Here is a 19,207-nt window from a genome sequence, read left to right on the forward strand (position 1 = left end):
TTGCTGACGGTTAAAAGCGGGGGGATTACCGTTCACCGCGTCCTGCAGCACCAGTCTCATTCGCCAGCGGTCGGCCGGGTCTTCCATTCTCAGCGCGGGCTTTGTGCCGAGGCGGCGCTGCCACTGGATCTGTCGCATCACCCGCCTGGCCATGGAGCGCCCCAGCGACGACAAGGACACACCCTGCCCGCGCAGCGCCACCGCAAGAACGGCCTGCTTGGCCACCGAGTCACGCATCATGCCGACGGCGCCGGCGATGTCGGCAGACGTCAGCGGCGGCATGGTTGATCTGCCGTCCGATGGCTCGCGGAAGCTCCCGCCGACCAGCATGCGAGCGATCAGCTCGAGCGGATCTCGCTGCAGGGTGGGTTCCGACACCGGCATTCGGCCGCGCACCACTCGGGTCGCCGGCGGCGCTGCCAGCGCGTGGGGCTTGTGCGTCCATGCCCGGGCCGCCTGATCTTCTGCATCGATCCCGACGCAAAGCTCACCATGGGCGCTGCAGCGCGCGCAGACCACCTGCGCGGTACGCCGGCTGCCGGCACTGCCCCGCGCGCGCATGCGCACTTCCTCGCTGCCGCAGTTGCCGCAAGGGGTCAGGGCCACCGCGGGCGCCACCACTGTCGACATCAGGCCACCTCGCACTTGCTGACCCAGCGGGACCGGCCATCCCGCCAGACCTCCCACAGGCTGCCATCGACCTGGCACCTGATGGGGCCCTCATTTCCTTCCAGATAGAGGTGGTGGGTTGCCTCGTCCAGGCTGAGGAATTTGGGAATCATCGGGAGATCTCCATGGTTGTAACGTTGGTTGATTCCAGGGCTGCGCCCTGCTGTTGTAGGAACTGCTGGGCCAGCGCGCGCAACTGGTTCTCGCCTACGTCCAGGCGCTCCACCAGGTGTTCCCCTGGGCTGCGCACGCCCTCGATCTGCTCGCGCTTCACTCCGAGCACGTCCGACACGATCGGGTCGCTGCCGCTGTCAGAGAGGAGGAAGTACGCCATGACCGGCTCAGCCTGGCCGTCTCGGTGCACGCGGCCGATGCACTGCTCGTGGACGCCGGGCGACCAGTCCAGCTCGCCGAATACCACGGTGCTGCACACGTGCTGCAGTCCGTCGATGCCCGCGCCAGAGCGGAGGCTGATCAGCATCACCTGACTGTCGCCGGCGATGAATGCCTCCTTCGCCGCCTGTTTCTGGTTCGGCGACTCGCTTCCGGTGTACATGACCGGGTTGTGCGCAGCCAGCTTCTCCTGCCAGATGCTGTAGACCTCCCGGTGCCACCCGAACAGCAGCACCTTCTGGCCGCTCTCCAGCAGCAGCCTGACGAACTCTGCCACGTAGGGTGCCTTGGCCACGCCAGTAGCCTGCCGCAGCAGCCGGTCGAACTCGCCGGCGGCCTGCATCTTCTCGCCGCGGTACTGCTCGTTGGCCCGGAGGATGATCCGCGCCAGCGCTGCGGCGTCGCCGGTGATGGCGTCTAGCGCCTTGGCGTCGGCCTCGACCTCGTGCGGGATCTTCGACAGCGCCGGCAGCTCGCGCCCTACTTCCTTGCGGGTGCGGCGCAGCATGATCCCCTGCCGCCGCAGGTACTGGCCAAACTGCTCTGCGTCCTGCAGCTTGGCCTTCTCCCCCGGCGCGGCGATGCACCATTCCCGCAGGAACTCGTCATAGGTGCCCAGGCAGCCCGGCAGCAGCGGGTCGACCACGTGGAAGAATTCGCACCCGTAGTTGTAAATCGGGGTGGCGGTCAGACCCATGCGCAGTCGTGCTCGGCTGGCCAGGTGGCGGCAGGCGCTGTGGATGCTGCTGTCCGGGCTGCGCAGCTGCTGGCATTCCTCGAACACCACGTACTGCGCAATCTCCCCCAGCGTCTCAGCCCAGCCCCGGAGCTTGTGATAGCTGACCAGGATCACGTCCGGCAGCGTGTCCCACAGATCTTTGATCCGCTGCTTCGGCTGGCGCACGAGCGGATACGGCGCGCCCTTCCTGATGTGGTGCACGCGCAGCTGCGGCGCGAACTCGGCCAGCTTCTCCGGCCAGTGGTTCGGCAGCGCCGCCGGGTACACCACCACCGCCGGCAGGTTGCCCGGCGCGGCCATGGGGCAGATGCCGGTGACCGTCTTACCGAGGCCAAGATCGTCAGCCAGCAGCAGCCCACCACGGATGGACAGCTGCGCCCCCGCCACACGCTGGTACTCGCGCGGCGGCTTGGCCAGGGTGAACTCCGGGATCTGCACGCGGCCGGCCAGCAGTTCGCCCAGGCTGCGCTCCATATCCACATGCTCGGCGGCCAGCAGCTGCAGCGCGCGCTCGGTGTCGGCATCCATCGAGAGCGGGTAACGCTGCGTGAACCACTGCAGCTCCCGGCTGTTCTCGGGTGTGGCCGACAGGTCGATGTGCTCAGCGGCGTGCTGGCGCACCCGGGGAAACACGCGCTTCATGCGCGCACGCACCTGCGGCTCGCAGATCACCCGCCAAGTGCTGCCGGCGGCGCTGTACAGGAGGGTTCCGTAGGTCGTTTGCATCACAGTGCCTGCCTCTTCAGGCGGATGATGTTGAAGGGCTTGCCGTGCCAGGCCGGCCGGGCCACGAGCGGGCGTTCCCCCCAGCGTTCGGTGGTCACCAGCAGCACCCCGCGCACCTGTGGCAGGTTGATGTAGCGCCCGACCTGCCGCAGGGCATCGGCAAGCGAGCCGGCCACCTTCACCTCGATCACCAGACCATCCAGCCAGAAGTCAGCGCGGTTGCTTGCATCCAGCCGGTACTCGCGAACGTGCGCATGGCCAGCCTTGTCCAGGACAGTGGCCAGAACCTCGTGCAGCTGGACCTCCGACCCGTAGCGATACCCGAACCCGCCCAGCAGCCGGCCAATGCCCTTCAGCTGCAGCTGCTCTTCCATGGCGGTGCCCGGCTTCATCGGTGCCACCTCCCGCTGCGTGTTGATCGGACCGCCCATCACTTCACCCCCAGCGCAGCGCGCGCCTTGGCGTACTTCGCCCGTAGGCGAGCCGCCGTCTCCGGATCCAGCAGGACCAGTCGCGATTCATCGCTGTTGTCGGCGATATCCGCCAGCTTCACCTTGAGCGACAGAGGGTTCTGCCGAATGCTCCAGTAGTAGAACGCCTCGCTCTTGTTCACGCCGCGTGTCAGATCGAACACAGCCTCCACCACGTCCTGCGGGAACTGGATGACGCTGGTCGCGAAGGCCGGCTGATCCTCCAGTACGTCGTGGAGCCATGCCACCATTTCGGCGGCGTCATCGCCGGCGACCGCCGCTGCGACCCGAGCCACATGCTCGATGTATGGCCGGCCGGCCTTGTCGGTTTGGGTGGCATGTGCCTCTTCCGCCAGCCAACGAGCCTCGTTCACCAATGCGTTTTCCATCAGGCCACCTCCGCAGCCAGCTGTAGCCCGGTCGCCGCGTCGGGCTGCGCCCAGGTCATCTGGTCCCGGTCGATGCTTTCGGCCAGCCGCGACAGACCCTTGGCGGTGACCAGCACCTGCTCGTGCACGCGATCAGGCTCTCCTTCCCTCCGCTGCACGCTGGCCTTGTGCGTCAGCACGCCCTGCTGCAGACGGGTCTGGTAGGCCAGCCAGTTCCTGCTGCCGGCGCGCCGGTAGATCCAGCCATGTTCAGACAACCAGGCGAACAGCTGGCGGGGCTGCACCTGCAGCATCTTGGCCGCGGTGCTGATGTTGAAGGCGCCATCGGCCTGGGTCAGCCGCAGCAGCGCGCGGACCTGCGGTTCCTGGTACTGCACTCGCGCCTCAAGGATCTCGGCTTTCTCGCTGTAGGACAGCAGTAGCGCGCGCAGGGTCGCCGGATCGGTCAACGCCTGCATCGGGTCGGGGGCGGGCGCGCCGGCCGCCAGCGCGTCGTAGGCGCGGATCACCTGCAGGCTGAAGCTGGGGCTGATCCACATCGCATAGGCGTAGACCAGCTCGCGCACCACGTAGCTACCGCCATAGCGGCCGGCGACCGAGTGCACGGGGTAAACCCGGGAATCCCCGGATTTGACCAGTTCGGCCACCAGTTCCTCGGTCTGCTTCAGGCGCTGCCAGTCGCTGGGCTGGTGCCGCTTGGCGCCGCCGGAGGCCTGGTGCAGATCGTTCAGGCAGAACCTGCCCACATCGTCGCGGCGCACGCTGGCGCCGCCAATCATCATCGCGTTCAAGAGAACACCTCCGTTTTCCAGCCGCCGCCTGGGGCGCGCTGGACTGCCAGGAACCGGAACGGGTACATCGCCGCGGCGACTTTCACCTTCACGCGGGCGTCTTCCTCCCAGAAGCCCTTCACCTCGTGGGCCTCCAGTTCGCCGGCGGCCGTCATCACGAAGAAGTCGATGGTCAGATGCGTCTTCTCGGCCAACTTCAGCTTCACGGACTCGAAGCGGAACCATGCGATCGCGCCGGCGGCCAGCTGCAGCGTCAGGTGTGCGGCGTAGGCCTCTTCGGTCTTGTTCATCTCGCCCGGCACGTGGCGCGGCCTGCCGCGCGCGACCTTGCCGGCGGCGTTACCGCTCGCCAAGGGCAGCGCGGCGGCTGGGGGCCGGTAGACACGTGCCGCGGTCGGTTGGGGCACTGCAGCCGCTGTACTGGCTTCGACCAGGCGCCGCATCCCCTCTGGCATCTCTTGGGTGGTGGCGTAGCGCAGCGAGCGGCGCCCCTTCGTCTTCGGAGCCATCAGGCGGATGCCTCTGAAGCGGCCCACACGCGCATCGCGCGCTGGCGGAAGGCCTCGAATTCTTGGCGCGCACGCTGCTGTGTGGCCTGGTGCTCGCGGTCCATCTGCTCGAGCATGCAGTCGAACTCGACGTTGAGCAGGCCCATCAGCTGCTGGATGGTCAGACCACCACGGGTGCGATGCGTTGGTGCCGGTGCCAGCTGCGGCATGGCCAGCTGCTGCTGGCCCGAGGGCGGAAGCGGCATGCTTTCCACGCGGCCTGAATCGGTCACTGCCCAGGTGGCCACAGGCCGACCGTCGCGGCCACTGGCGCGGTTCTCGCAGCGACGAACAAGCCCCTCGCGGTCCAGCTCACGCAACAGCCCGGCCGCGGCAGCCGTGGTGAGCAACATGGCCTCGCGCGGCGCTCCTGCCTCCAGTGCCGCGTTGCCCATCAGTTCCAGCGCCTCAGCTGCAGTGCTGTCGCCATGGATGCCCAGGCAGAACTGCACCAGCTGCCGCTGGTAGGCGCGGATGTCAGTTGGCTCCATGCATGCCTCCGAATCCCAGCTCAGCGGCGGCCTGTGCCATGGCACTGCGCGCCGCATCGCGATCGCGCACAACCTGCGGTTCGAGCTTTGGCGCGGGCAGCGCGGCCACCGCCGCGGGTACGGCGCCGCCGTCCATGACGTGCTTCACCGCACGCTCGTAGGCGTTGGCCAGCATGCGCTGCTGCACCGCGCCGCTCTCAGCTGTGGCGTAGGCGTGCAGGTCCAACTTAGACCGCACCAGCACGGTGAATCCGCTATGGGCCTGCCCGGGCCGCATCTGGCCATCAACTTCGGCAAGGGCCGGGATGCCAAGGCACATCGCACGGAACTGCCCGGGGTTCGGCGGCCACTGCAGGGCGCTGCGCAGGCAGTTGGCCAGGCCGTCTGCCACCTGGCGCGGGGTGATGCCGGTCAGCACCTGGAACCACAGTTCGCCTGCTGTGGTCAGGCCGCCAGCGTTGTTCACCGGGGAAGAGCCGTTCTCGCGCACCCACTTCCCGGGGAACATGCCAGCCATGCGCTCCCATACCGTCCACAGGGCGCTCACCGCGCGCTGATCCGGGTCAGTGCTGGACGAGTTCGAAGTCGGCGTCGATGACGTCGCTGCCTGGTCCGCCAAAGCCGCCAGCTGCCGAGCGCTGTTCAAATTTGCGTCGCTGCTCTGCGACGTGGTCGGCAGAACCGAGCTGAGAGTTTGCATTGGGGCCTCCGGTGGTGGTGGTGTTCGTCGGCGTTGCGCCGGCGGCTTTTCGGCTTCGAGCGGTCTGGATTGCCCAGGGGAAGGGCTTGGCGACAGGCGGGGAACGGCTCAGTCCCTCGGCTGCGGTGTCGCCCAATTCCTCCGGGGTCACGCCTTCAGCCAGCGCGGCGAGAAGGTCGGGATGACTGGGGTTGGTCGAGTGGCAGCCTGCCTGACGCATCAGCAGGCACGCACGCCCCGCATCGGTCACACCGCTCAGAGATCTTTGAGCGTGCAGTGATGTATCTGGAGTAATAGATATGGGGTCTGGGGTCTGGTTACCCGTGTTCACGCCTGTGATCACACCCTCTGTCACGCGTGACGCGGCGTGACTTGTCACGCGTGACATTCGGTCGGAAGTCACGCGCTCGTCGCCAGTCACATGCGTGACGTGAAGCGCCTTCAGCTGCGCCATGGTGGCCATACCGTCCGGCACGACGCCCACATTGCGGAGGTCTTCGAACAGCATCGTGCGTCTGGCACGGGTGCGTGCCTGTCGCTCGGCCTCGCTGTTCTTCCTGTCCTCCCGGCGCCCCTGGCCTTCCGCGATGCGGACCTGAGCGGTGGCGATCTGTTCGTCGCAGCGCTTGCTGTGGCGCAGGCCATCCTCGGCCACCGGGAAATAACGCTCGGCCACCTTCTTCACTGCGGCCTTGTCGCCCGAAGTGATGGCACCGGCGATGACGTACAGCTCCGCCAAGCTTTCCGGCAGCGCCTGCTCTTCCGAGTAGTAGGCGAGCATCAGTTTGAAGTAGACACCGTGATCGGTCAGGGACAGCCGCGTTGTGTCCTTGAGGTAGTCGCCGGGGTACATCTCGAAATAGATCACACCGGATCCCCCGCGCCGCGCAGCAATTGCGCCTCCTTTGGGCGGCCTGCGAAGGGCGCACGGTCGTCTGGCAGCTTTTCCCGTGCAGCAGCAGGATCGTGCACGTCCTGCAGCGCGGTCAGCCATCGGTACGCCGTGGCGCGAGAGAGGCCGAACTGCGCCTGGAGCGCATCCACCTGCAATGGCTGCGGCTGCTCTTTAACCCACAGCACTACTTCCACCATGGGCAGCAGCTGCACCACGTTGTCCGGAATACGGCGGCCGACGGCATCGAACTCACCGACCACGGTGATCGCCCAGCTCACCATGACTGCCGAAGTCATTGGCGCCCACCACCAACCGCGCGCGGTGCCAGATCCTGCAGGTGGCCGGTGACGTAGCGCTTTGCGGTCACCAACTCGGCTTCCAACTGTCCCATCTCGTCCAGCGCGCGGCGCAGTTCCGGGATGTCCTTGGGGCAGATGCGGCCGTCTGCCAGGATGTTGGTCAGCGCCTCCAACGTGTGGCCAAACTCGACCGACAGACGGGCCACAGCCAACACGCCAGCATGCGGTTCCATCATCGGGATCCGCGCGCCGAGGAAGCCATAGCGTTGAGCCAACTCGCGGGAGCAGGCGTCGCGCCACTGCGGCGGCAGCGCGCGCACCCACGACTCTTCCAAATCCACCGGCATCTTGACCGTGCCATTGCGGATGCGGCCAACCAGCTGGGCGTTCGCCTTCAGCGCGCGTTCGATGCTGTCTGCGTCATCGCCGGAGTGGAACTGGACGTTGCGCTCACTGGGGGCCACGTCTGCCTGGTACTGCTCGGCGATTGCCTGGGCCAGGCTCGTATCGGTGTGGCCGCTGTTGCGGACAGCGCCAGTCGTGTGGCGGAACACCACCGAGGATCGCGGTTCTTGGTACTGAGGATCAGGCTTCATTTACGCACCTCGGGAGGCGATGCAAAGTGGTCGCCATGGACAGGACGACCTACAAATTGAGTTGGGATAGCGCACTCCCGGCGTTAAGCTTGTTGTGCCAACAACACAGCACGCAGGGAGTGCGCCATGGAAAGCGATCAAGTTAAAAAGATTCAGCTGGAACCCCAGCCCGGCAAAAAGAACACCGTCAACAACACCACCGGACGAGACGTAGACGTCACGGTTCATTTCCACTCAGGCTCGTCGGTGACTTTTTTTCTGCCGACAAACGGAAGTTTTTCGTTCGTCACTCAGGGCGACGTGGGCGATATCGACATGCATTTTCGGCCCCCGCTCTCCGGGCCCAGGCTCATCAGCTAAGCGAATGGTGTAGTTGCCCTCTGGTGCCTCTTCCAAGGTCCAACCAGGGGGCATCGAAACGACGACATGAGAGTCATCCCCAGTACGAGCGCTCATTGCTTAAGCCACCTCTACTGGGACGATCCGATCAGCATCGGGATCGTCTTGGGGTGGACGCTGGAGCTTTTGGAAATGCGCCGGCATCAGCACGAAGCGCAATTTCAGCGCCCAGAGGTCATCAATCTGACCTTCAGGCCACTGATACACAGCTGACGGGGTGATGCCGAGCGCGCGCGCAAGCGCGGCAGCATTGCCGTCATAGGCGGCAATGGCTTCTTCCTTGGTGATCCGGGGCATGTTCATGGCCCCATATAAGCACGCTTTCATTCTTTATGCAAGCACGCTTACTTAACGGACTAATAAGCTCGCTAACATGACTACTGCCCTCGCCACCCGCCTGAAGCGCGCACGAATTGAGTGCGGCATTACCGAGCCTGCAGACGCCGCGCGACGCGCCGGCATAACTGCCTCCGCGCTCTATCAGCTAGAAGATGGCAAGACGAAGTCGCTCAGCGGCGAAACGGCCGTGAAGCTTGCTCGTGTCTACAAGCCTTTCCGGGTTGAGTGGTTGATTGCAGGTGAGCTACCTGAGCGCTGGGACGAGTCTCAGGGAGACGCGATATCAATCAGTGAGACACCCTCTGGCTATGTTCGTCTCCGAGTAATGGAAGGCGAAGCTTCAGGGGGCTTTGGCGCAATGAATCAGGATTACCCGGACGTGGTCCGGGAGCTCGACATCGCAGAGTGGCAGGTTCGGCAGCAGTTGGGCTTTGTGCCGGAGGGCGATCGCGTGCGTCTTGTAACCGTGCGCGGAGATTCGATGTACCCCGACATCAAGAATGGCGACGTGGTTTTTGTGGACGTCGCCAAGGACTACTTCGACGGAGATGGCCTGTATCTGATTAACCTGCACGGGCTGACCTACGTGAAGCGCTTGCAGCTGCTGCGGGACGGCCTGCACGTGATCAGCACCAACCGGAAGTACCTCAGCGAGGTAGTGCCGCCCCACGAGGCCGATCAGCTCCACGTTGGCGGCAAGATCCTGGGCCTGGCGCTGCTGCGCAGCGCGCACGAAGTCTGAGGCTAGAAGGAACTGGCGTTCTCAGCTTGGCGCGCCATTTCGCGCGCCTTTTGCGCCGGCGTGTACACGACAATTAGCCCAGCATCGACAGTGCCTGTGATGCCGTTGAACTGAACGTACGCATCCGGCAGCTCCCACACAGCTTTCGGGCTTGCGAATTTGGCCCCTACGCCGCTCAGAACCTCCCCGGTTTCCTGCCAGGTGGGCCTGCCCAGCTTTTTCTGAAGCTGTTCGAGCAGTTCATTGGCATGCCGGAAGCCATCGGTTTCCACCCGCAGCCCTTCAATCCTTCCGTTCACCACAATTGCAGTCACAGCCTGCGTGCCGGTAGGCCGCTTGTTGTCCAGTGGCGCGACGGGGAGGGCTCTGTTGTTGCGGACGTTAAGTCGAGGATCTGGCCGCATGCTGAATGTCGCCCAGCACGCGGAAGTACGTGAAGCGACGTCGTACAGGTTGCCGCCGTAGGACCGTTCTTGCGGACACTCCCGTACCAGCGGACCGCCCAAGGTGATTCCCATGAACTCGAAGCCCGCGGCCCTGGCTTCTACGCCGGCTTCCGAAGCATCCGCCTTGCGGATGTTGTTGTGAGATTCCAACCCAATCGCCTGGCGCTTGACCTCTGGGATAGAGCCAGACTGCGCATACGCCGATCCAATCAACCCGCCCACGGCCAGCACAGCCACTTTCCGCCATTCCATCCCCACACCTCCTGCTCCATGTGAGCAGTAGCGTAGAAGCACGCGGAATAAGCGTGCTTGCATTCTCCGTATTAGCGTGCTTTTATTGTCGCGCAGCCGGCTTCCGCCGACCTCGGAGAGAAACGCAATGCCCTTGACCCCCAGCAACCTGCGATCAGCCCGCCTTGGCCTTGTCGCTCTCGCATGCTTCATCGTCTTGGCCGTTGCGGCCTGGGCCGTTCCCGGTGACGCGCCGGCAGCGGAAGCCGCAGTGGATGCCCCCGATACGCTGGTGATCACGAGCCCGCGAATCTGCGCAGCCTTGGCCGTGTACGAACTGGCCGCCGCCGACGATTGGGCTCTGCGTGCCACGGTGGCCAACACCAGCCTCAACGCTTTCCGCGACGCGAGTCGTGTCCCCGACTGCGCCCCCGGCATCACCAAAGCCCTCACCCAGAACTTCCAGCCAGCACGATGGCAGCTGGCCCTCGACGCGGCCGATGCCGTGCTGAGCGGGTCCTATCAGGTCTCCCCGGCGGCATGCGTCCGGGCCAATGCGGTTTTCCCCCTTCCGACCGCAGACGGAAATAAGCCGAGCACGTCTGCCGTACTGACCCGGGCGCAGTGCGTGATGCACGACCTGGCTTTCATCGAGGTGGCACCGTGATCGCCGGCCTTCGCACTGAGCCGCGTGCCGCAATGGTCGGCAGCTCCCGCCTGCCTCTCAGCCCCACCGAGTCCAAGGTGCTGCAGCTGCTCATCGATGCGGGCGAAGCTCCCATCAGCCGCGCTTCGCTGGAAGAGCAGCTGTACGGCGCCAACACCCGCAAATCGAACACGGTGGAAGTGACCATCTGCCGCCTACGCCAGAAGCTGGGCCAGCACGGCTACCGCATCAACGCCACCCGCAACCGCGGCTACACGATCAGCCAAGGCGGTGCCGCATGATCGCCATAGTCACTTACCCGCTCGCCGTACGCGCGGCTGGGGCAGCGAGGGCCGTAGCCACCGCCGCCACCAGCATGGGCTTCTCCCCCAATCAGGCGGCAGCTGCCGCAGACGTTGCAGCCTTCGCCGTGCTGGACCGCCGAGTCAGCGCGGGCCGTGCCATCGCTGACGTGCGCAAGAGCCTGCGCCGAATGCTGCGCGCCCGGGGCGGTGACTCGTGACCGAGCACGACTTCTTTGAGCACATGCGCATCGGCATCCCGCCGCTCGCGCGACCGATAGCGCCGGCAGCCCACCGCTGCGAATGCGACCCGACCAACAGCTATGTCTGCGACGACTGCGAGGCCGTCGACCACGCGCTGCGTCAGCACGCCAGGAGCGAGGACCACATCGAATGAGAGCGCCTGCCATCAAGCTGCCGGCACCGGCACTGACCCAAGAGCAACGCGCGGCATTGGATCGCGCCAAGAGGCCGCGCCGGCACCCGTACCGCATCCACCAAGCCAGCGGCCAGGCTCAGCGCGATGCGGCGGAACGGCTTGAGCGCATCGCGCCAGGCACACACAGGCTGGTGCGCTGATGGACGGTTTGCATCTGCTGGGCGGCGGCCATGACGCCGTGTTCGCCAGCACCGTTCGACCGACTGCAGAGCAGCGCCTGGAGCGGTACCGGGCAGCACTGATCGCGCACCCCGACCGCTTCCATGGACTGCGCGTGCAGTTCGGCGGGATGCAACAGCGCGCGGTCAAGGCAGGTCACCGCGTCAACTACGCCGGATGGCAGAAGCGCATGCCATCCCTCTGGCCGCGCGGCCGGCGCGACTGCCCGCTGCAGGACTGACCTGGCGCGGCACCCCATCGATAGCACCGCTTAAACCGGCCGCCGCGCCGTCGACACGAACTGATTTGGAGATCACATGTTCCTTCGCAATCTGATCCTGTTCCGCTTTCCGAGCGCCACAGATTTCTCCGAAGTTGATGCACTGCTGCCGCAGATGCAGCTGAAGCCGGTCGGACCGCTGGAAATGACCTCACGCGGCTTCATTTCCCCGTTCGGCCGGGAGGAAACCACCGTCCTGTCCCACCGGATCGGCGACTGGCTGTGGCTCACGGTCGGAACCGAGAAGAAGATCATGCCGGCCGCGGCGGTCAACAACCTGTTAGCGGTAAAGATCGAGGAAATCGAGCAAAACGAGGGGCGCAAGCCCGGCGGACGTGAGCGGAAGCGCATGAAGGACGACCTCCTGCACGAGCTGATGCCGCGCGCCCTTGTCATCTCTGGCCGCACCGACGTGTTCTTGGACCTGAAGCGCGGAGTGGTGTTCGTTGATAGCAGCAGCCGCGGGAATGGCGAGAGTGTGATCTCCGATATCCGCTCCCTGCTGGGCTCCTTCCCTGCCATGCCACTGAACGCCGAAGTGGCCCCACGATCGGTGCTGACTGGTTGGATCGCTGGTGAGCCCCTGCCGGAAGGCCTGAGCCTTGGCGAAGAAGCCGAACTGCGCGATCCCGTCGAAGGAGGCAGCGTAGCGCGCCTTCAGAAACAGGAGCTGCTGAGCGATGAAATCGGCCGTCACCTGGACGCCGGCAAGCAGGTCACCAAGCTTGCCTTGGTCCTTCAAGACAACCTGTCGTTCGTGCTGGGCGACGACCTGATCGTGCGGAAGCTGAAGTTCTTGGATGGGGCGCTCGACAAGCTGGCGGACACCGACGAGCACGGCCGGCGCGCGGAACTGGATGCGCGCTTCGCCCTGCAGACCGGCGAGTTCGGCCAGCTCTTCGACGTGCTGGCCGCCGCCTTCCGCATCAGCAGCGCGGGTGCCTGAGCATGCAGACACCGACCGTCGCCTCCACCGTGCGCGCCATGCGCCGGGCAGGAACCGCGGGTGAGCCGGTGCCGGCTGAGGTCGCTGCTGCCTGGGCGAAGGTCTTCATGGAGCAGTTGTATGGCTCGCAGAAGCCGGTCCGGTACGAGTGCCGGCGCCGCGGCAGCAGAGAGCCCTGGGAAGAGGCCGAGCCCGAGGACGTGATCAACCCGCAGCGCCGGAATCTGATCATCCGCGCGCTCTACCTGCACCCGCCGGTCGGAAGGCAGGAGCACCGATGGCCGCCCGGAAGCAACGGTGACGGCCGATGCCTGGACTGCGACGAAGCCGAATGGCTCGCAGGACCGGACTGCCGGCCGCATGCCCCGCTTCGCGACCACCGCTCATCTATGCCCTTCCGCATCACCTGGCTGATCCAGCCGCTCGAACAGCTCCACTACCTCGCCAAGAACCTCAACCCTTTCGACCGCGACAAATGGCGAAAGGAAGCCACATACCTCATCGACCGCATCAGAGACCACGAGAAGGGAAGCCAGCCATGACGACCAAGAACAACGCGGCATCCGACGCGCAGCGCGTGGAACTGGCCGAGTCACAGGGGGATGCGCGGGCGCAGTTTGAGGCGTGGGCGCACGCACAGAGCTACCGCGGCGGCAACATCATCACCGACCGCGATGCGGACCACCCGGACGTGTATGCCTGCCCGAATGCACAGCTGACCTGGCAATGCTGGAAAGCCGCCCTCGCCGCCCGTCAGCCGGGGGCGCAAGAGCCGGTGGGTGAGGTATATCAGGGCAGCGCGCGCAACCCGCAGGCGCGTCTGTCGAAGCCGCTGCCGATTGGGGCGCTGTTGTACGCCGCCCCGCCCGCGCAGGGCATCGACCTGGGGCAGCTGCGCGCCCTGGCCGAGCAGTGGAAGCAACTGGAATACCCATTCTCGTACGAGGGGCAGCAGGCACAGCGCGCGGCTGACGCGTGCCGAGCGGACTTGCTGGCCCTGATCGACCAGCGCGATGCAGCGCCGGGGGTGGGCAATGGCTGAGATCGAACTCAACCACGAGAAGTCCATGCGCATCCTCAACAGCGCCGATTCCTCCCCGGACGCGCGCGTGATCGCTGCATTCGCCGTGATGTTCTTCGAGGCGACTGAGCACGCAGACGACCTGCACCCGGAAACCTACGCCATCGCCCACAAGCTGCTGCGCATGGGCGCCAGCGAACTCGACCAGGCAAGGGAGCCGACCAATGGCTGATCGCAACCCCTACGGCCGCACCGGCGACGACATGGACCTGCCCGAGGGAAAGACCTGCGGCGACTGCGTGCATTGCCGCCGCTGCACAGCGATGTTCGGGCATATCCCCGCCGATGAGTCCTGCGACTGGAGCCCGTCGCGGTTCCGCCCGGCTGTGACCAGCGCCGAGCCCGTCACCCTGGCCACCGTCAAGCCGCCGCGTGACCGGCGCACCAGGCTTCGCCCCGATACCGAACACAAGGACTGCTCCCATGGCTGATGGCTCCCGCTCCTTAAGCTTCCCCGTGCCGCAGCAGTCTGCACTGGTGAAAGCCGTGGACTTCTTCTGCGGCGGCGGCGGCGCAACCGACGGGGCCGAGCAGGCCGGGTGCGAGGTGGTGGCCGCAGCGAATCACTCGCCGACCGCAATCGCCATCCACGCCGCCAACCACCCAAAGACCAAGCACTTCTGCCAAGACCTCCAGCAGATGGATTTCTCGCTTCTGCCGCACTTCGACCTGCTATTGGCCTCGCCCGCGTGCCAGGGGCACACCCACGCCCGCGGGAAGGAAAGGCCGCATCACGACGCCACCAGGTCCACAGCATGGGCGGTGATCGCCGCCGTGGAGCGCTGGCTCCCGGAGGCCGCCGTGATCGAGAACGTGCCAGAGTTCCTGAAATGGAAGTTGTTTCCCGCTTGGTGCGCCGCACTGGTGGCTCTTGGCTACGCAGTCAGTCCGCACCTGCTGGATGCGGCTGACTTCGGCGTACCGCAACATCGGAAGCGGGTGTTTGTCATCCTGACGAAGAGCAAGCACCCCTTGGAGCTACGCTTTCCGCGCCGCGACCTCGTGCCGGCAAGCTCTTTCATCGACTTCAACGCCGGCAAATGGTCCTTCATCGAGCAGCCGGGCCGCTCGGCAGCCACCTTGGCCCGCATCAAGGCCGGGCGCGCGGCGTTCGGCGATCAGTTCATTGCTCCCTACTTCGGCAATGGCTCTGGCCTGACCGGCCGTAGCCTTTCGCGCCCGATTGGCACGATCACCACTCGCGACCGATGGGCGGTGATCGACGGGAACCGCATGCGAATGGTCATGGTGGAGGAAGCCAGAGCCGCCATGAGCTTCCGGCCCAACTACAAGCTGCCGAACAACAAGCGCGATGCCATGCACATGCTGGGGAATGCGGTCTGCCCGACCGTTGAACGAGAAATCATCCTCGCGCTGAAGGCGGCCGCATGAAGACGGACGGCCAGGCCAAGCACACAGCGCGCGTGCTGATCGATGAGGCGCGCGCCGGGCGGCAGCCGGGCCTTGAACATGGAGCTGTCTCATGAGCCCCGGCCCCAAAGCCGCATCTGTCCGCGCAGCCCTGCGTGGCGTCGCTCCCGCACACGCCACGGTGCGCGACATGATCCGCAGGTACTGCCGCGAGCACGGGAAGCAGCTGGGCTGCCTTGCACCCGTATGGAACTGCAAGGTGCTCAGCGTGTGGCGCGTGTTCGGCCGCCGCCGGCCTCTGCTTCCGCGTCAGATCGAGGGTGTGATCACCCTGCTGCAGCTGGATGAATTCGACGCCAACGATCTGCGCCTGCGCGCCGCGCGCGAGGCAGGCTGGAACATCAACCCGTCGCTGCTGCTGCAGGAGGAAATTTGAGCCATCGCGGAAGAAAGCGCAGATCGATTAAAAAGTAGACGAAGGAGATAACCTTGAACATTAAGCACATCGGCACGGAGAAACGGTCTCCGCTGATCCACCAGCTGCGCGCTGCGATCGCGGTTGCAGCAGCGCTTGAAACCGCGCTGACCAGTTCGGAGCAGTCCGCCGCCGGCGGCTGGTCGCTGACATTCACGTTCGTCGGAGAGCCGCAGCTGAAGGCCGCCCGCGATGCCTGGCGCGCTTACGCCGTCGCCACGATCGACACACCGGCTCCGCTGGCGGCAACGGCGAACCAGAGGCTGACTGCCCAGATCGGTCTGGCCCTCTTCAACGATCCAACCTTGGACCTGATGCAGATCGCAAACCAGTTGGCGCGCGCACGTGCCGGATCACAGGGCGCGCTGCTGCCGGAATTCGCATCTGAAGCAATGGAGGCTCGCCATGGGCGCAGCTGAGAACATTCCCGAGATCCTGTTGAAGCTCGAGCAGGTTGAAGCCCAAACCGGGATGAAGAAGAGCTACATCTATCGTGAAATGGCAAAGGGCGCATTCCCCAAATCGCACAAAGTGGGTGGCAGTACTCGATGGTTCTTTTCGGACGTGCGCCGTTGGATCGAATCGCGACGCGTCTCGCCGCCTTGGGAGCCCAAGATAGTCGGCTAGAAACGAAAAAGGAGGCCGCTATGGCCCCCCTTCTTCGTACGCTAAGTCAGCTTTTCACAGAGTGAAGCAGTTCTTGAAGCCCAGCTTTTCCTGGCTCCCTAGATGCGCCCTCTTGGCCCGCGCCTCTCGAACGTCTTGAGCGAATTCGTAAGCTTTCGCCACTTGATTGTGGATTGCCGCCGTTGCCTGGGCCGTCTGAACCTGCTTCCGGGTCTGCGTCGGGCGGGACGCCGTCATTTGGAGCTTCAGGATCGGATTCATTGGAGGCACCTGCATCATTGGTTGAATTCTTGGGCAATTCGAGGAACTGAGGAGCCTCGTCACGCGCTTCCTGGAAGAAAACCCAGTAGGCGGCTACGAATCGTGACTCTGCCTCGGTCAGCGGATACACCCGGTGAAAAAGCTCACCGGCTTCTTTGCGATCAATCACAAAGCTGTGGGACGGGTAGGCTCCGATAAGAGATTGTAGAGCCTCAGGCTTAAGATTTTGCGAATACGCGTCAAGGCGACCGCCGTAGTCGTTGGCAATCCGGGTGGCGCGTTGGAGCTCGCCCAGCCGTAACGGGTCCACCTGTGTCAACAAGGGTGCAGCAATGGCAGCCCCGATGTGGGCGGCCATGTCGGAAGCTAGCTTCGTGGAGAGCCCCATTCTCCTGGCCTCCTTAAGCATCGAGTGATACCCAGCCCGGACATGGTCACCCACAAAGGCCAATGCCTCCGTGATATCAAGACCCGAGCTACGTTCAAGCAGCTCCGACCCCTTGAAAACCTGAACGTCCAACGGGCCAAGTTCCCCTCTGTCACCGATGGCCAGTTCGTCTGCGGCAATTGCCACGAGGGTGCCGGCGCTTTTGCACCAGCTTGGAACCGCTACCCGCAGCCCAGCCTTGTAGTGGTGGCGGAGACATCTAGCGATGCGATACCCGCCGTCGGGATCTCCACCATACGTAGTCAGGAAAACTGTTGCCTTCGGCTTGAGTGGCCGAGTCGCCAAAAGGTCACTGAGTTGCCCGTGCAGATGACGGGAAATTGGCGCAGAGATCACGAGGTAGTCGCGATCTTGATCTTCGCTCAACAATTGCTCCAGCGGCGTTTGCGTTGTCACACCCTTCCCCTATAAAGCAGCCGTCCTGGCTGGGCGCATATTACCGGTAGTCAAGGCAGTTCTCATCCGGTTGGACTCTCGCCGTCAACTTCAACCTTAACGAATAACAATCCATTAAGAATCTTCAGCGACGCTACTGTGAGCATGCAAATTCCGGGCCATTGGTTGCTACCGCTCGAACTCTGGACTGCTCTAGAGGAACGGTCACCGAGCGGTCACCGGAGGTCGATGGCTTGACGACGAAGGCACTGCGGTTGATCCTAAGTGCCTGATTCGATGGTGGGCCCAGAAGGATTCGAACCTTCAACCAAAGGATTATGAGTCCTCTGCTCTAACCGTTGAGCTATAGGCCCTTGCGGCCGCACAGTGTAGTGGAGGCCTGTAGGCGCTTTCCACTGCAACCCTCACATCAGCCAAAACGCTGCCCCATCGCCTGCACCCGACGCGCATTCTCCGCCGCCAGCTCACGCAGCCCGCCCGAGCGCAGCAGCGCCGAACCCGCCACGCGCTGCCAGTAGTCCACCGCCAGCGGCGCTGCCCAGTGCAGGTGCGCGAGCTGGCCGCTGCGCTCCGGCGCGATGGAGGCGAGCGGCGTAGCCGCACGCAGCACGCCTGTGCGCGAGGGTGCCAATGACATCGGCAACATGTCATACGCGGGCGCCAACGGCAGCGGGCCGCGATCGACCAGGTGGAAACCCAGATTGCCCTGATGCATGTCGCTGTTGCCGATCAGCCGGCCGAACGCGTGCAGCCTTCCCATCGCGGCCTGCGTGTCGCGATCGACCCAGCCCTGCGTCAGCAGCGCGTCGGCGGCGGTCCCCCAGTCCACGGTCACGTCACCAGCGAAGGCCGAGGACAGCGCCAGCAGCGAGACGAAGCCACGCCGGCCGAGCACGTCGACAGTGCGGTCGAAGCGCTGCACTTCCAGGAACGTGTGCGTGTCGGTCTGGAGGATCTCGGACGCTGCTGCCGGCACGCCGGCGTCGCGCAGGCACTGCAGGGCGAGGTGCTCGCAGACCAGCAGGTCTGCCCAGCGTTCTGCGGCCTCGCCTGCGGTGGGCTGCGCGAACTTCACCAGCGCCGCATAGCGCCCTCCCTCATGCTCCACCGTGGCAGTGAACTTCGGTTGCTCGCCACCCGGCGACGATCCGACGTCTTCGCCTTCCAGTGCCGCCGCCGCGCGCTCGGGATAACGACGTGCGCGCTGCCCGGCCAGGACATGATCGCCAGGCGCATCGAGCGCGCGCAACGCCATCTGCACGGCATCGCCGCCCAGCAGGAGATCACCGATCTCGGTGCCGCCTGCACGCACCAGCGCCTGTAGCGTGTCACCCAATTGCCATCGATTGAGGTCGTCGGGGACGCCCAGGTCACGCCCGCGACGATGCGCGAACGTACGCCCGAGAAAACCCTGTGGCCGCAGGTCGTCCAGGTACCACGGCAGCCCCGGGAAGTGGCCATCGACGGTCTCGTCTGGCGAACGGGTCAGATTGGGGCGTGCGGCGGTGGTCGCCACGTGGAAGGTCTCGCCCGTGAGTGCCACGACCGTGCCCAGTTCTTCAAGGGTGGCGTCCGGCCCCAGCCGGAACAGCGGCCACTCGCTGCCCGCGGCGGTCTGCTGACGGATGGCATAGGCCGTGGCGCGGGTGCGGCCAAGTCGCACCAGGCGGTCCCCGGCCTCGGCGACAAGACGACTCAACGTTGTCCGGGTAACCCCCAGGCGATCGACGAGATCGGCAGCTGAGACGACCTCGCCAGCAGGCAGGTTGTCGAACAGCGTCTGGAGCTGGACGGTACGGGGACGGGCCATGGCCTGAGTTTCGGGACGAGTTAAGTTACGAATCTATACGCCAATCTTCGGCGAACCGCAACCCCATTAAACTCATAAGCCATTGATTAAAATACCATCACCG

The 19,207-nt window shown here is 64.9% G+C and carries 29 protein-coding genes, 1 tRNA gene and 1 pseudogene; 15 read left to right on the top strand and 16 right to left on the bottom strand.

Annotated features, from left to right (window positions below; all coding sequences use genetic code 11):
- From HMPREF3113_RS10210 to HMPREF3113_RS10260, 11 genes and pseudogenes are all read right to left on the bottom strand, one after another.
- Positions 1 to 630: pseudogene (locus tag HMPREF3113_RS10210) on the bottom strand (Lar family restriction alleviation protein); the annotation flags it as partial.
- A gap of 148 nt (positions 631 to 778) precedes the next feature.
- A complete protein-coding gene (locus HMPREF3113_RS10215; RefSeq protein WP_070472026.1) occupies positions 779 to 2,527 on the bottom strand; it encodes an SNF2-related protein in 1,749 nt (582 codons plus the stop codon).
- Positions 2,527 to 2,919, bottom strand: a complete 393-nt coding sequence (locus HMPREF3113_RS10220) for a hypothetical protein (protein WP_254665275.1) — start codon at positions 2,917 to 2,919, stop codon at positions 2,527 to 2,529. The genes HMPREF3113_RS10215 and HMPREF3113_RS10220 overlap by 1 nt, the downstream gene beginning before the upstream one ends.
- A 38-nt stretch (positions 2,920 to 2,957) precedes the next feature.
- Positions 2,958 to 3,386 (bottom strand): HD domain-containing protein, encoded by a 429-nt coding sequence (locus tag HMPREF3113_RS10225; RefSeq protein WP_070472028.1) that lies wholly within the window; start codon positions 3,384 to 3,386, stop codon positions 2,958 to 2,960.
- On the bottom strand, positions 3,386 to 4,168 hold the full coding sequence (locus tag HMPREF3113_RS10230) for a phage antirepressor KilAC domain-containing protein (RefSeq protein WP_070472030.1): 783 nt from the start codon (positions 4,166 to 4,168) through the stop codon (positions 3,386 to 3,388). Before HMPREF3113_RS10230 ends, HMPREF3113_RS10225 begins: the two co-directional genes overlap by 1 nt.
- Before the next feature lie 5 nt (positions 4,169 to 4,173).
- Entirely contained in the window at positions 4,174 to 4,686 is a 513-nt protein-coding gene (locus HMPREF3113_RS18970) for a hypothetical protein (RefSeq protein ID WP_254665276.1), read from the bottom strand.
- Positions 4,686 to 5,216 carry a hypothetical protein gene (locus HMPREF3113_RS10240; protein ID WP_070472033.1) on the bottom strand — a complete coding sequence of 177 codons (531 nt, stop codon included), beginning with the start codon at positions 5,214 to 5,216 and terminating at the stop codon, positions 4,686 to 4,688. Before HMPREF3113_RS10240 ends, HMPREF3113_RS18970 begins: the two co-directional genes overlap by 1 nt.
- Positions 5,203 to 5,763, bottom strand: coding sequence for a hypothetical protein (locus HMPREF3113_RS10245; protein WP_254665277.1), 561 nt, complete (start codon positions 5,761 to 5,763; stop codon positions 5,203 to 5,205). Before HMPREF3113_RS10245 ends, HMPREF3113_RS10240 begins: the two co-directional genes overlap by 14 nt.
- Before the next feature lie 16 nt (positions 5,764 to 5,779).
- Positions 5,780 to 6,784 carry a YdaU family protein gene (locus HMPREF3113_RS10250; protein WP_070472036.1) on the bottom strand — a complete coding sequence of 335 codons (1,005 nt, stop codon included), beginning with the start codon at positions 6,782 to 6,784 and terminating at the stop codon, positions 5,780 to 5,782.
- On the bottom strand, positions 6,781 to 7,107 hold the full coding sequence (locus HMPREF3113_RS10255) for a helix-turn-helix domain-containing protein (RefSeq protein WP_139146343.1): 327 nt from the start codon (positions 7,105 to 7,107) through the stop codon (positions 6,781 to 6,783). The genes HMPREF3113_RS10250 and HMPREF3113_RS10255 overlap by 4 nt, the downstream gene beginning before the upstream one ends.
- Positions 7,104 to 7,667, bottom strand: coding sequence for a hypothetical protein (locus HMPREF3113_RS10260; protein ID WP_083298766.1), 564 nt, complete (start codon positions 7,665 to 7,667; stop codon positions 7,104 to 7,106). Before HMPREF3113_RS10260 ends, HMPREF3113_RS10255 begins: the two co-directional genes overlap by 4 nt.
- A 165-nt stretch (positions 7,668 to 7,832) precedes the next feature.
- On the opposite strand from HMPREF3113_RS10260, the gene HMPREF3113_RS10265 reads away from it, so the two are divergent.
- Entirely contained in the window at positions 7,833 to 8,066 is a 234-nt protein-coding gene (locus tag HMPREF3113_RS10265; protein WP_070472042.1) for a hypothetical protein, read from the top strand.
- Between the two features lie 99 nt (positions 8,067 to 8,165).
- Here the strand turns inward: HMPREF3113_RS10265 and HMPREF3113_RS10270 are convergent, their stop codons facing one another.
- Positions 8,166 to 8,402, bottom strand: a complete 237-nt coding sequence (locus HMPREF3113_RS10270; RefSeq protein ID WP_139146344.1) for a Cro/CI family transcriptional regulator — start codon at positions 8,400 to 8,402, stop codon at positions 8,166 to 8,168.
- A gap of 76 nt (positions 8,403 to 8,478) precedes the next feature.
- Between HMPREF3113_RS10270 and HMPREF3113_RS18370 the strand changes: the two genes are divergently transcribed.
- Positions 8,479 to 9,186, top strand: a complete 708-nt coding sequence (locus HMPREF3113_RS18370; RefSeq protein WP_083298767.1) for a S24 family peptidase — start codon at positions 8,479 to 8,481, stop codon at positions 9,184 to 9,186.
- A 2-nt stretch (positions 9,187 to 9,188) separates the two neighbouring features.
- On the opposite strand, the gene HMPREF3113_RS10280 is transcribed toward HMPREF3113_RS18370, so the two are convergent.
- On the bottom strand, positions 9,189 to 9,869 hold the full coding sequence (locus HMPREF3113_RS10280) for a hypothetical protein (protein WP_175440349.1): 681 nt from the start codon (positions 9,867 to 9,869) through the stop codon (positions 9,189 to 9,191).
- 142 nt (positions 9,870 to 10,011) lie between these two features.
- Here HMPREF3113_RS10280 and HMPREF3113_RS10285 point away from each other — a divergent pair, with 142 nt between their 5' ends.
- The 13 genes from HMPREF3113_RS10285 to HMPREF3113_RS10350 all read left to right on the top strand — a co-directional run bounded on the left by HMPREF3113_RS10285 (position 10,012) and on the right by HMPREF3113_RS10350 (position 16,189).
- On the top strand, positions 10,012 to 10,530 hold the full coding sequence (locus HMPREF3113_RS10285; RefSeq protein WP_253247703.1) for a hypothetical protein: 519 nt from the start codon (positions 10,012 to 10,014) through the stop codon (positions 10,528 to 10,530).
- Positions 10,531 to 10,562: 32 nt separating this feature from the next.
- Positions 10,563 to 10,811, top strand: coding sequence for a helix-turn-helix domain-containing protein (locus HMPREF3113_RS10290; RefSeq protein WP_070472050.1), 249 nt, complete (start codon positions 10,563 to 10,565; stop codon positions 10,809 to 10,811).
- Positions 10,812 to 11,028: 217 nt separating this feature from the next.
- Positions 11,029 to 11,208 carry a hypothetical protein gene (locus HMPREF3113_RS10300; RefSeq protein WP_070472055.1) on the top strand — a complete coding sequence of 60 codons (180 nt, stop codon included), beginning with the start codon at positions 11,029 to 11,031 and terminating at the stop codon, positions 11,206 to 11,208.
- A 181-nt stretch (positions 11,209 to 11,389) separates the two neighbouring features.
- The gene (locus tag HMPREF3113_RS10305) at positions 11,390 to 11,650 is read left to right on the top strand and encodes a hypothetical protein (protein WP_070472057.1); all 261 of its coding nucleotides are present in this window, start codon (positions 11,390 to 11,392) and stop codon (positions 11,648 to 11,650) included.
- Positions 11,651 to 11,726: 76 nt separating this feature from the next.
- The gene (locus tag HMPREF3113_RS10310) at positions 11,727 to 12,635 is read left to right on the top strand and encodes a recombination-associated protein RdgC (protein ID WP_070472059.1); all 909 of its coding nucleotides are present in this window, start codon (positions 11,727 to 11,729) and stop codon (positions 12,633 to 12,635) included.
- A 2-nt stretch (positions 12,636 to 12,637) separates the two neighbouring features.
- On the top strand, positions 12,638 to 13,177 hold the full coding sequence (locus HMPREF3113_RS10315) for a hypothetical protein (protein WP_070472061.1): 540 nt from the start codon (positions 12,638 to 12,640) through the stop codon (positions 13,175 to 13,177).
- On the top strand, positions 13,174 to 13,677 hold the full coding sequence (locus HMPREF3113_RS10320) for a phiTE_015 family protein (RefSeq protein ID WP_070472063.1): 504 nt from the start codon (positions 13,174 to 13,176) through the stop codon (positions 13,675 to 13,677). The genes HMPREF3113_RS10315 and HMPREF3113_RS10320 overlap by 4 nt, the downstream gene beginning before the upstream one ends.
- Entirely contained in the window at positions 13,670 to 13,888 is a 219-nt protein-coding gene (locus HMPREF3113_RS10325; protein ID WP_070472065.1) for a hypothetical protein, read from the top strand. Before HMPREF3113_RS10320 ends, HMPREF3113_RS10325 begins: the two co-directional genes overlap by 8 nt.
- Complete coding sequence (locus tag HMPREF3113_RS10330; protein WP_070472067.1) at positions 13,881 to 14,147, top strand: hypothetical protein; 267 nt, start codon at positions 13,881 to 13,883, stop codon at positions 14,145 to 14,147. Before HMPREF3113_RS10325 ends, HMPREF3113_RS10330 begins: the two co-directional genes overlap by 8 nt.
- The gene (locus HMPREF3113_RS10335; RefSeq protein WP_254665278.1) at positions 14,140 to 15,108 is read left to right on the top strand and encodes a DNA cytosine methyltransferase; all 969 of its coding nucleotides are present in this window, start codon (positions 14,140 to 14,142) and stop codon (positions 15,106 to 15,108) included. The genes HMPREF3113_RS10330 and HMPREF3113_RS10335 overlap by 8 nt, the downstream gene beginning before the upstream one ends.
- Before the next feature lie 91 nt (positions 15,109 to 15,199).
- Positions 15,200 to 15,523 carry a hypothetical protein gene (locus HMPREF3113_RS18975; RefSeq protein ID WP_254665279.1) on the top strand — a complete coding sequence of 108 codons (324 nt, stop codon included), beginning with the start codon at positions 15,200 to 15,202 and terminating at the stop codon, positions 15,521 to 15,523.
- A 53-nt stretch (positions 15,524 to 15,576) separates the two neighbouring features.
- Complete coding sequence (locus tag HMPREF3113_RS10345) at positions 15,577 to 15,981, top strand: hypothetical protein (protein WP_070472069.1); 405 nt, start codon at positions 15,577 to 15,579, stop codon at positions 15,979 to 15,981.
- On the top strand, positions 15,968 to 16,189 hold the full coding sequence (locus HMPREF3113_RS10350) for a helix-turn-helix transcriptional regulator (protein WP_070472071.1): 222 nt from the start codon (positions 15,968 to 15,970) through the stop codon (positions 16,187 to 16,189). Before HMPREF3113_RS10345 ends, HMPREF3113_RS10350 begins: the two co-directional genes overlap by 14 nt.
- 46 nt (positions 16,190 to 16,235) lie before the next feature.
- Here HMPREF3113_RS10350 and HMPREF3113_RS18375 read toward each other — a convergent pair whose 3' ends face one another.
- The 3 genes from HMPREF3113_RS18375 to yjjJ all read right to left on the bottom strand — a co-directional run bounded on the left by HMPREF3113_RS18375 (position 16,236) and on the right by yjjJ (position 19,104).
- Positions 16,236 to 17,264 (bottom strand): SDH family Clp fold serine proteinase, encoded by a 1,029-nt coding sequence (locus HMPREF3113_RS18375; protein WP_217628703.1) that lies wholly within the window; start codon positions 17,262 to 17,264, stop codon positions 16,236 to 16,238.
- A 307-nt stretch (positions 17,265 to 17,571) separates the two neighbouring features.
- Positions 17,572 to 17,647 (bottom strand) — tRNA-Ile (locus HMPREF3113_RS10360).
- Positions 17,648 to 17,703: 56 nt separating this feature from the next.
- The gene (yjjJ, locus tag HMPREF3113_RS10365; protein WP_083298768.1) at positions 17,704 to 19,104 is read right to left on the bottom strand and encodes a type II toxin-antitoxin system HipA family toxin YjjJ; all 1,401 of its coding nucleotides are present in this window, start codon (positions 19,102 to 19,104) and stop codon (positions 17,704 to 17,706) included.
- Positions 19,105 to 19,207: the final 103 nt, after the last annotated feature.

The organism is Stenotrophomonas sp. HMSC10F06 (genome assembly GCF_001807865.1).
Lineage (GTDB): Bacteria > Pseudomonadota > Gammaproteobacteria > Xanthomonadales > Xanthomonadaceae > Stenotrophomonas > Stenotrophomonas bentonitica_A.

Excerpts from the sequence above, each read along its gene's own strand:
- HMPREF3113_RS10215 (WP_070472026.1), bottom strand. The coding sequence starts at position 2,527 with ATGCAAACGACCTACGGAACCCTCCTGTACAGCGCCGCCGGCAGCACT.
- HMPREF3113_RS10220 (WP_254665275.1), bottom strand. The coding sequence starts at position 2,919 with ATGAAGCCGGGCACCGCCATGGAAGAGCAGCTGCAGCTGAAGGGCATT.
- HMPREF3113_RS10225 (WP_070472028.1), bottom strand. The coding sequence starts at position 3,386 with ATGGAAAACGCATTGGTGAACGAGGCTCGTTGGCTGGCGGAAGAGGCA.
- HMPREF3113_RS10230 (WP_070472030.1), bottom strand. The coding sequence starts at position 4,168 with ATGATGATTGGCGGCGCCAGCGTGCGCCGCGACGATGTGGGCAGGTTC.
- HMPREF3113_RS18970 (WP_254665276.1), bottom strand. The coding sequence starts at position 4,686 with ATGGCTCCGAAGACGAAGGGGCGCCGCTCGCTGCGCTACGCCACCACC.
- HMPREF3113_RS10240 (WP_070472033.1), bottom strand. The coding sequence starts at position 5,216 with ATGGAGCCAACTGACATCCGCGCCTACCAGCGGCAGCTGGTGCAGTTC.
- HMPREF3113_RS10255 (WP_139146343.1), bottom strand. The coding sequence starts at position 7,107 with ATGACTTCGGCAGTCATGGTGAGCTGGGCGATCACCGTGGTCGGTGAG.
- HMPREF3113_RS10265 (WP_070472042.1), top strand. The coding sequence starts at position 7,833 with ATGGAAAGCGATCAAGTTAAAAAGATTCAGCTGGAACCCCAGCCCGGC.
- HMPREF3113_RS10270 (WP_139146344.1), bottom strand. The coding sequence starts at position 8,402 with ATGCCCCGGATCACCAAGGAAGAAGCCATTGCCGCCTATGACGGCAAT.
- HMPREF3113_RS18370 (WP_083298767.1), top strand. The coding sequence starts at position 8,479 with ATGACTACTGCCCTCGCCACCCGCCTGAAGCGCGCACGAATTGAGTGC.
- HMPREF3113_RS10285 (WP_253247703.1), top strand. The coding sequence starts at position 10,012 with ATGCCCTTGACCCCCAGCAACCTGCGATCAGCCCGCCTTGGCCTTGTC.
- HMPREF3113_RS10290 (WP_070472050.1), top strand. The coding sequence starts at position 10,563 with ATGGTCGGCAGCTCCCGCCTGCCTCTCAGCCCCACCGAGTCCAAGGTG.
- HMPREF3113_RS10305 (WP_070472057.1), top strand. The coding sequence starts at position 11,390 with ATGGACGGTTTGCATCTGCTGGGCGGCGGCCATGACGCCGTGTTCGCC.
- HMPREF3113_RS10310 (WP_070472059.1), top strand. The coding sequence starts at position 11,727 with ATGTTCCTTCGCAATCTGATCCTGTTCCGCTTTCCGAGCGCCACAGAT.
- HMPREF3113_RS10315 (WP_070472061.1), top strand. The coding sequence starts at position 12,638 with ATGCAGACACCGACCGTCGCCTCCACCGTGCGCGCCATGCGCCGGGCA.
- HMPREF3113_RS10320 (WP_070472063.1), top strand. The coding sequence starts at position 13,174 with ATGACGACCAAGAACAACGCGGCATCCGACGCGCAGCGCGTGGAACTG.
- HMPREF3113_RS10325 (WP_070472065.1), top strand. The coding sequence starts at position 13,670 with ATGGCTGAGATCGAACTCAACCACGAGAAGTCCATGCGCATCCTCAAC.
- HMPREF3113_RS10330 (WP_070472067.1), top strand. The coding sequence starts at position 13,881 with ATGGCTGATCGCAACCCCTACGGCCGCACCGGCGACGACATGGACCTG.
- HMPREF3113_RS10335 (WP_254665278.1), top strand. The coding sequence starts at position 14,140 with ATGGCTGATGGCTCCCGCTCCTTAAGCTTCCCCGTGCCGCAGCAGTCT.
- HMPREF3113_RS18975 (WP_254665279.1), top strand. The coding sequence starts at position 15,200 with ATGAGCCCCGGCCCCAAAGCCGCATCTGTCCGCGCAGCCCTGCGTGGC.
- HMPREF3113_RS10350 (WP_070472071.1), top strand. The coding sequence starts at position 15,968 with ATGGGCGCAGCTGAGAACATTCCCGAGATCCTGTTGAAGCTCGAGCAG.
- yjjJ (WP_083298768.1), bottom strand. The coding sequence starts at position 19,104 with ATGGCCCGTCCCCGTACCGTCCAGCTCCAGACGCTGTTCGACAACCTG.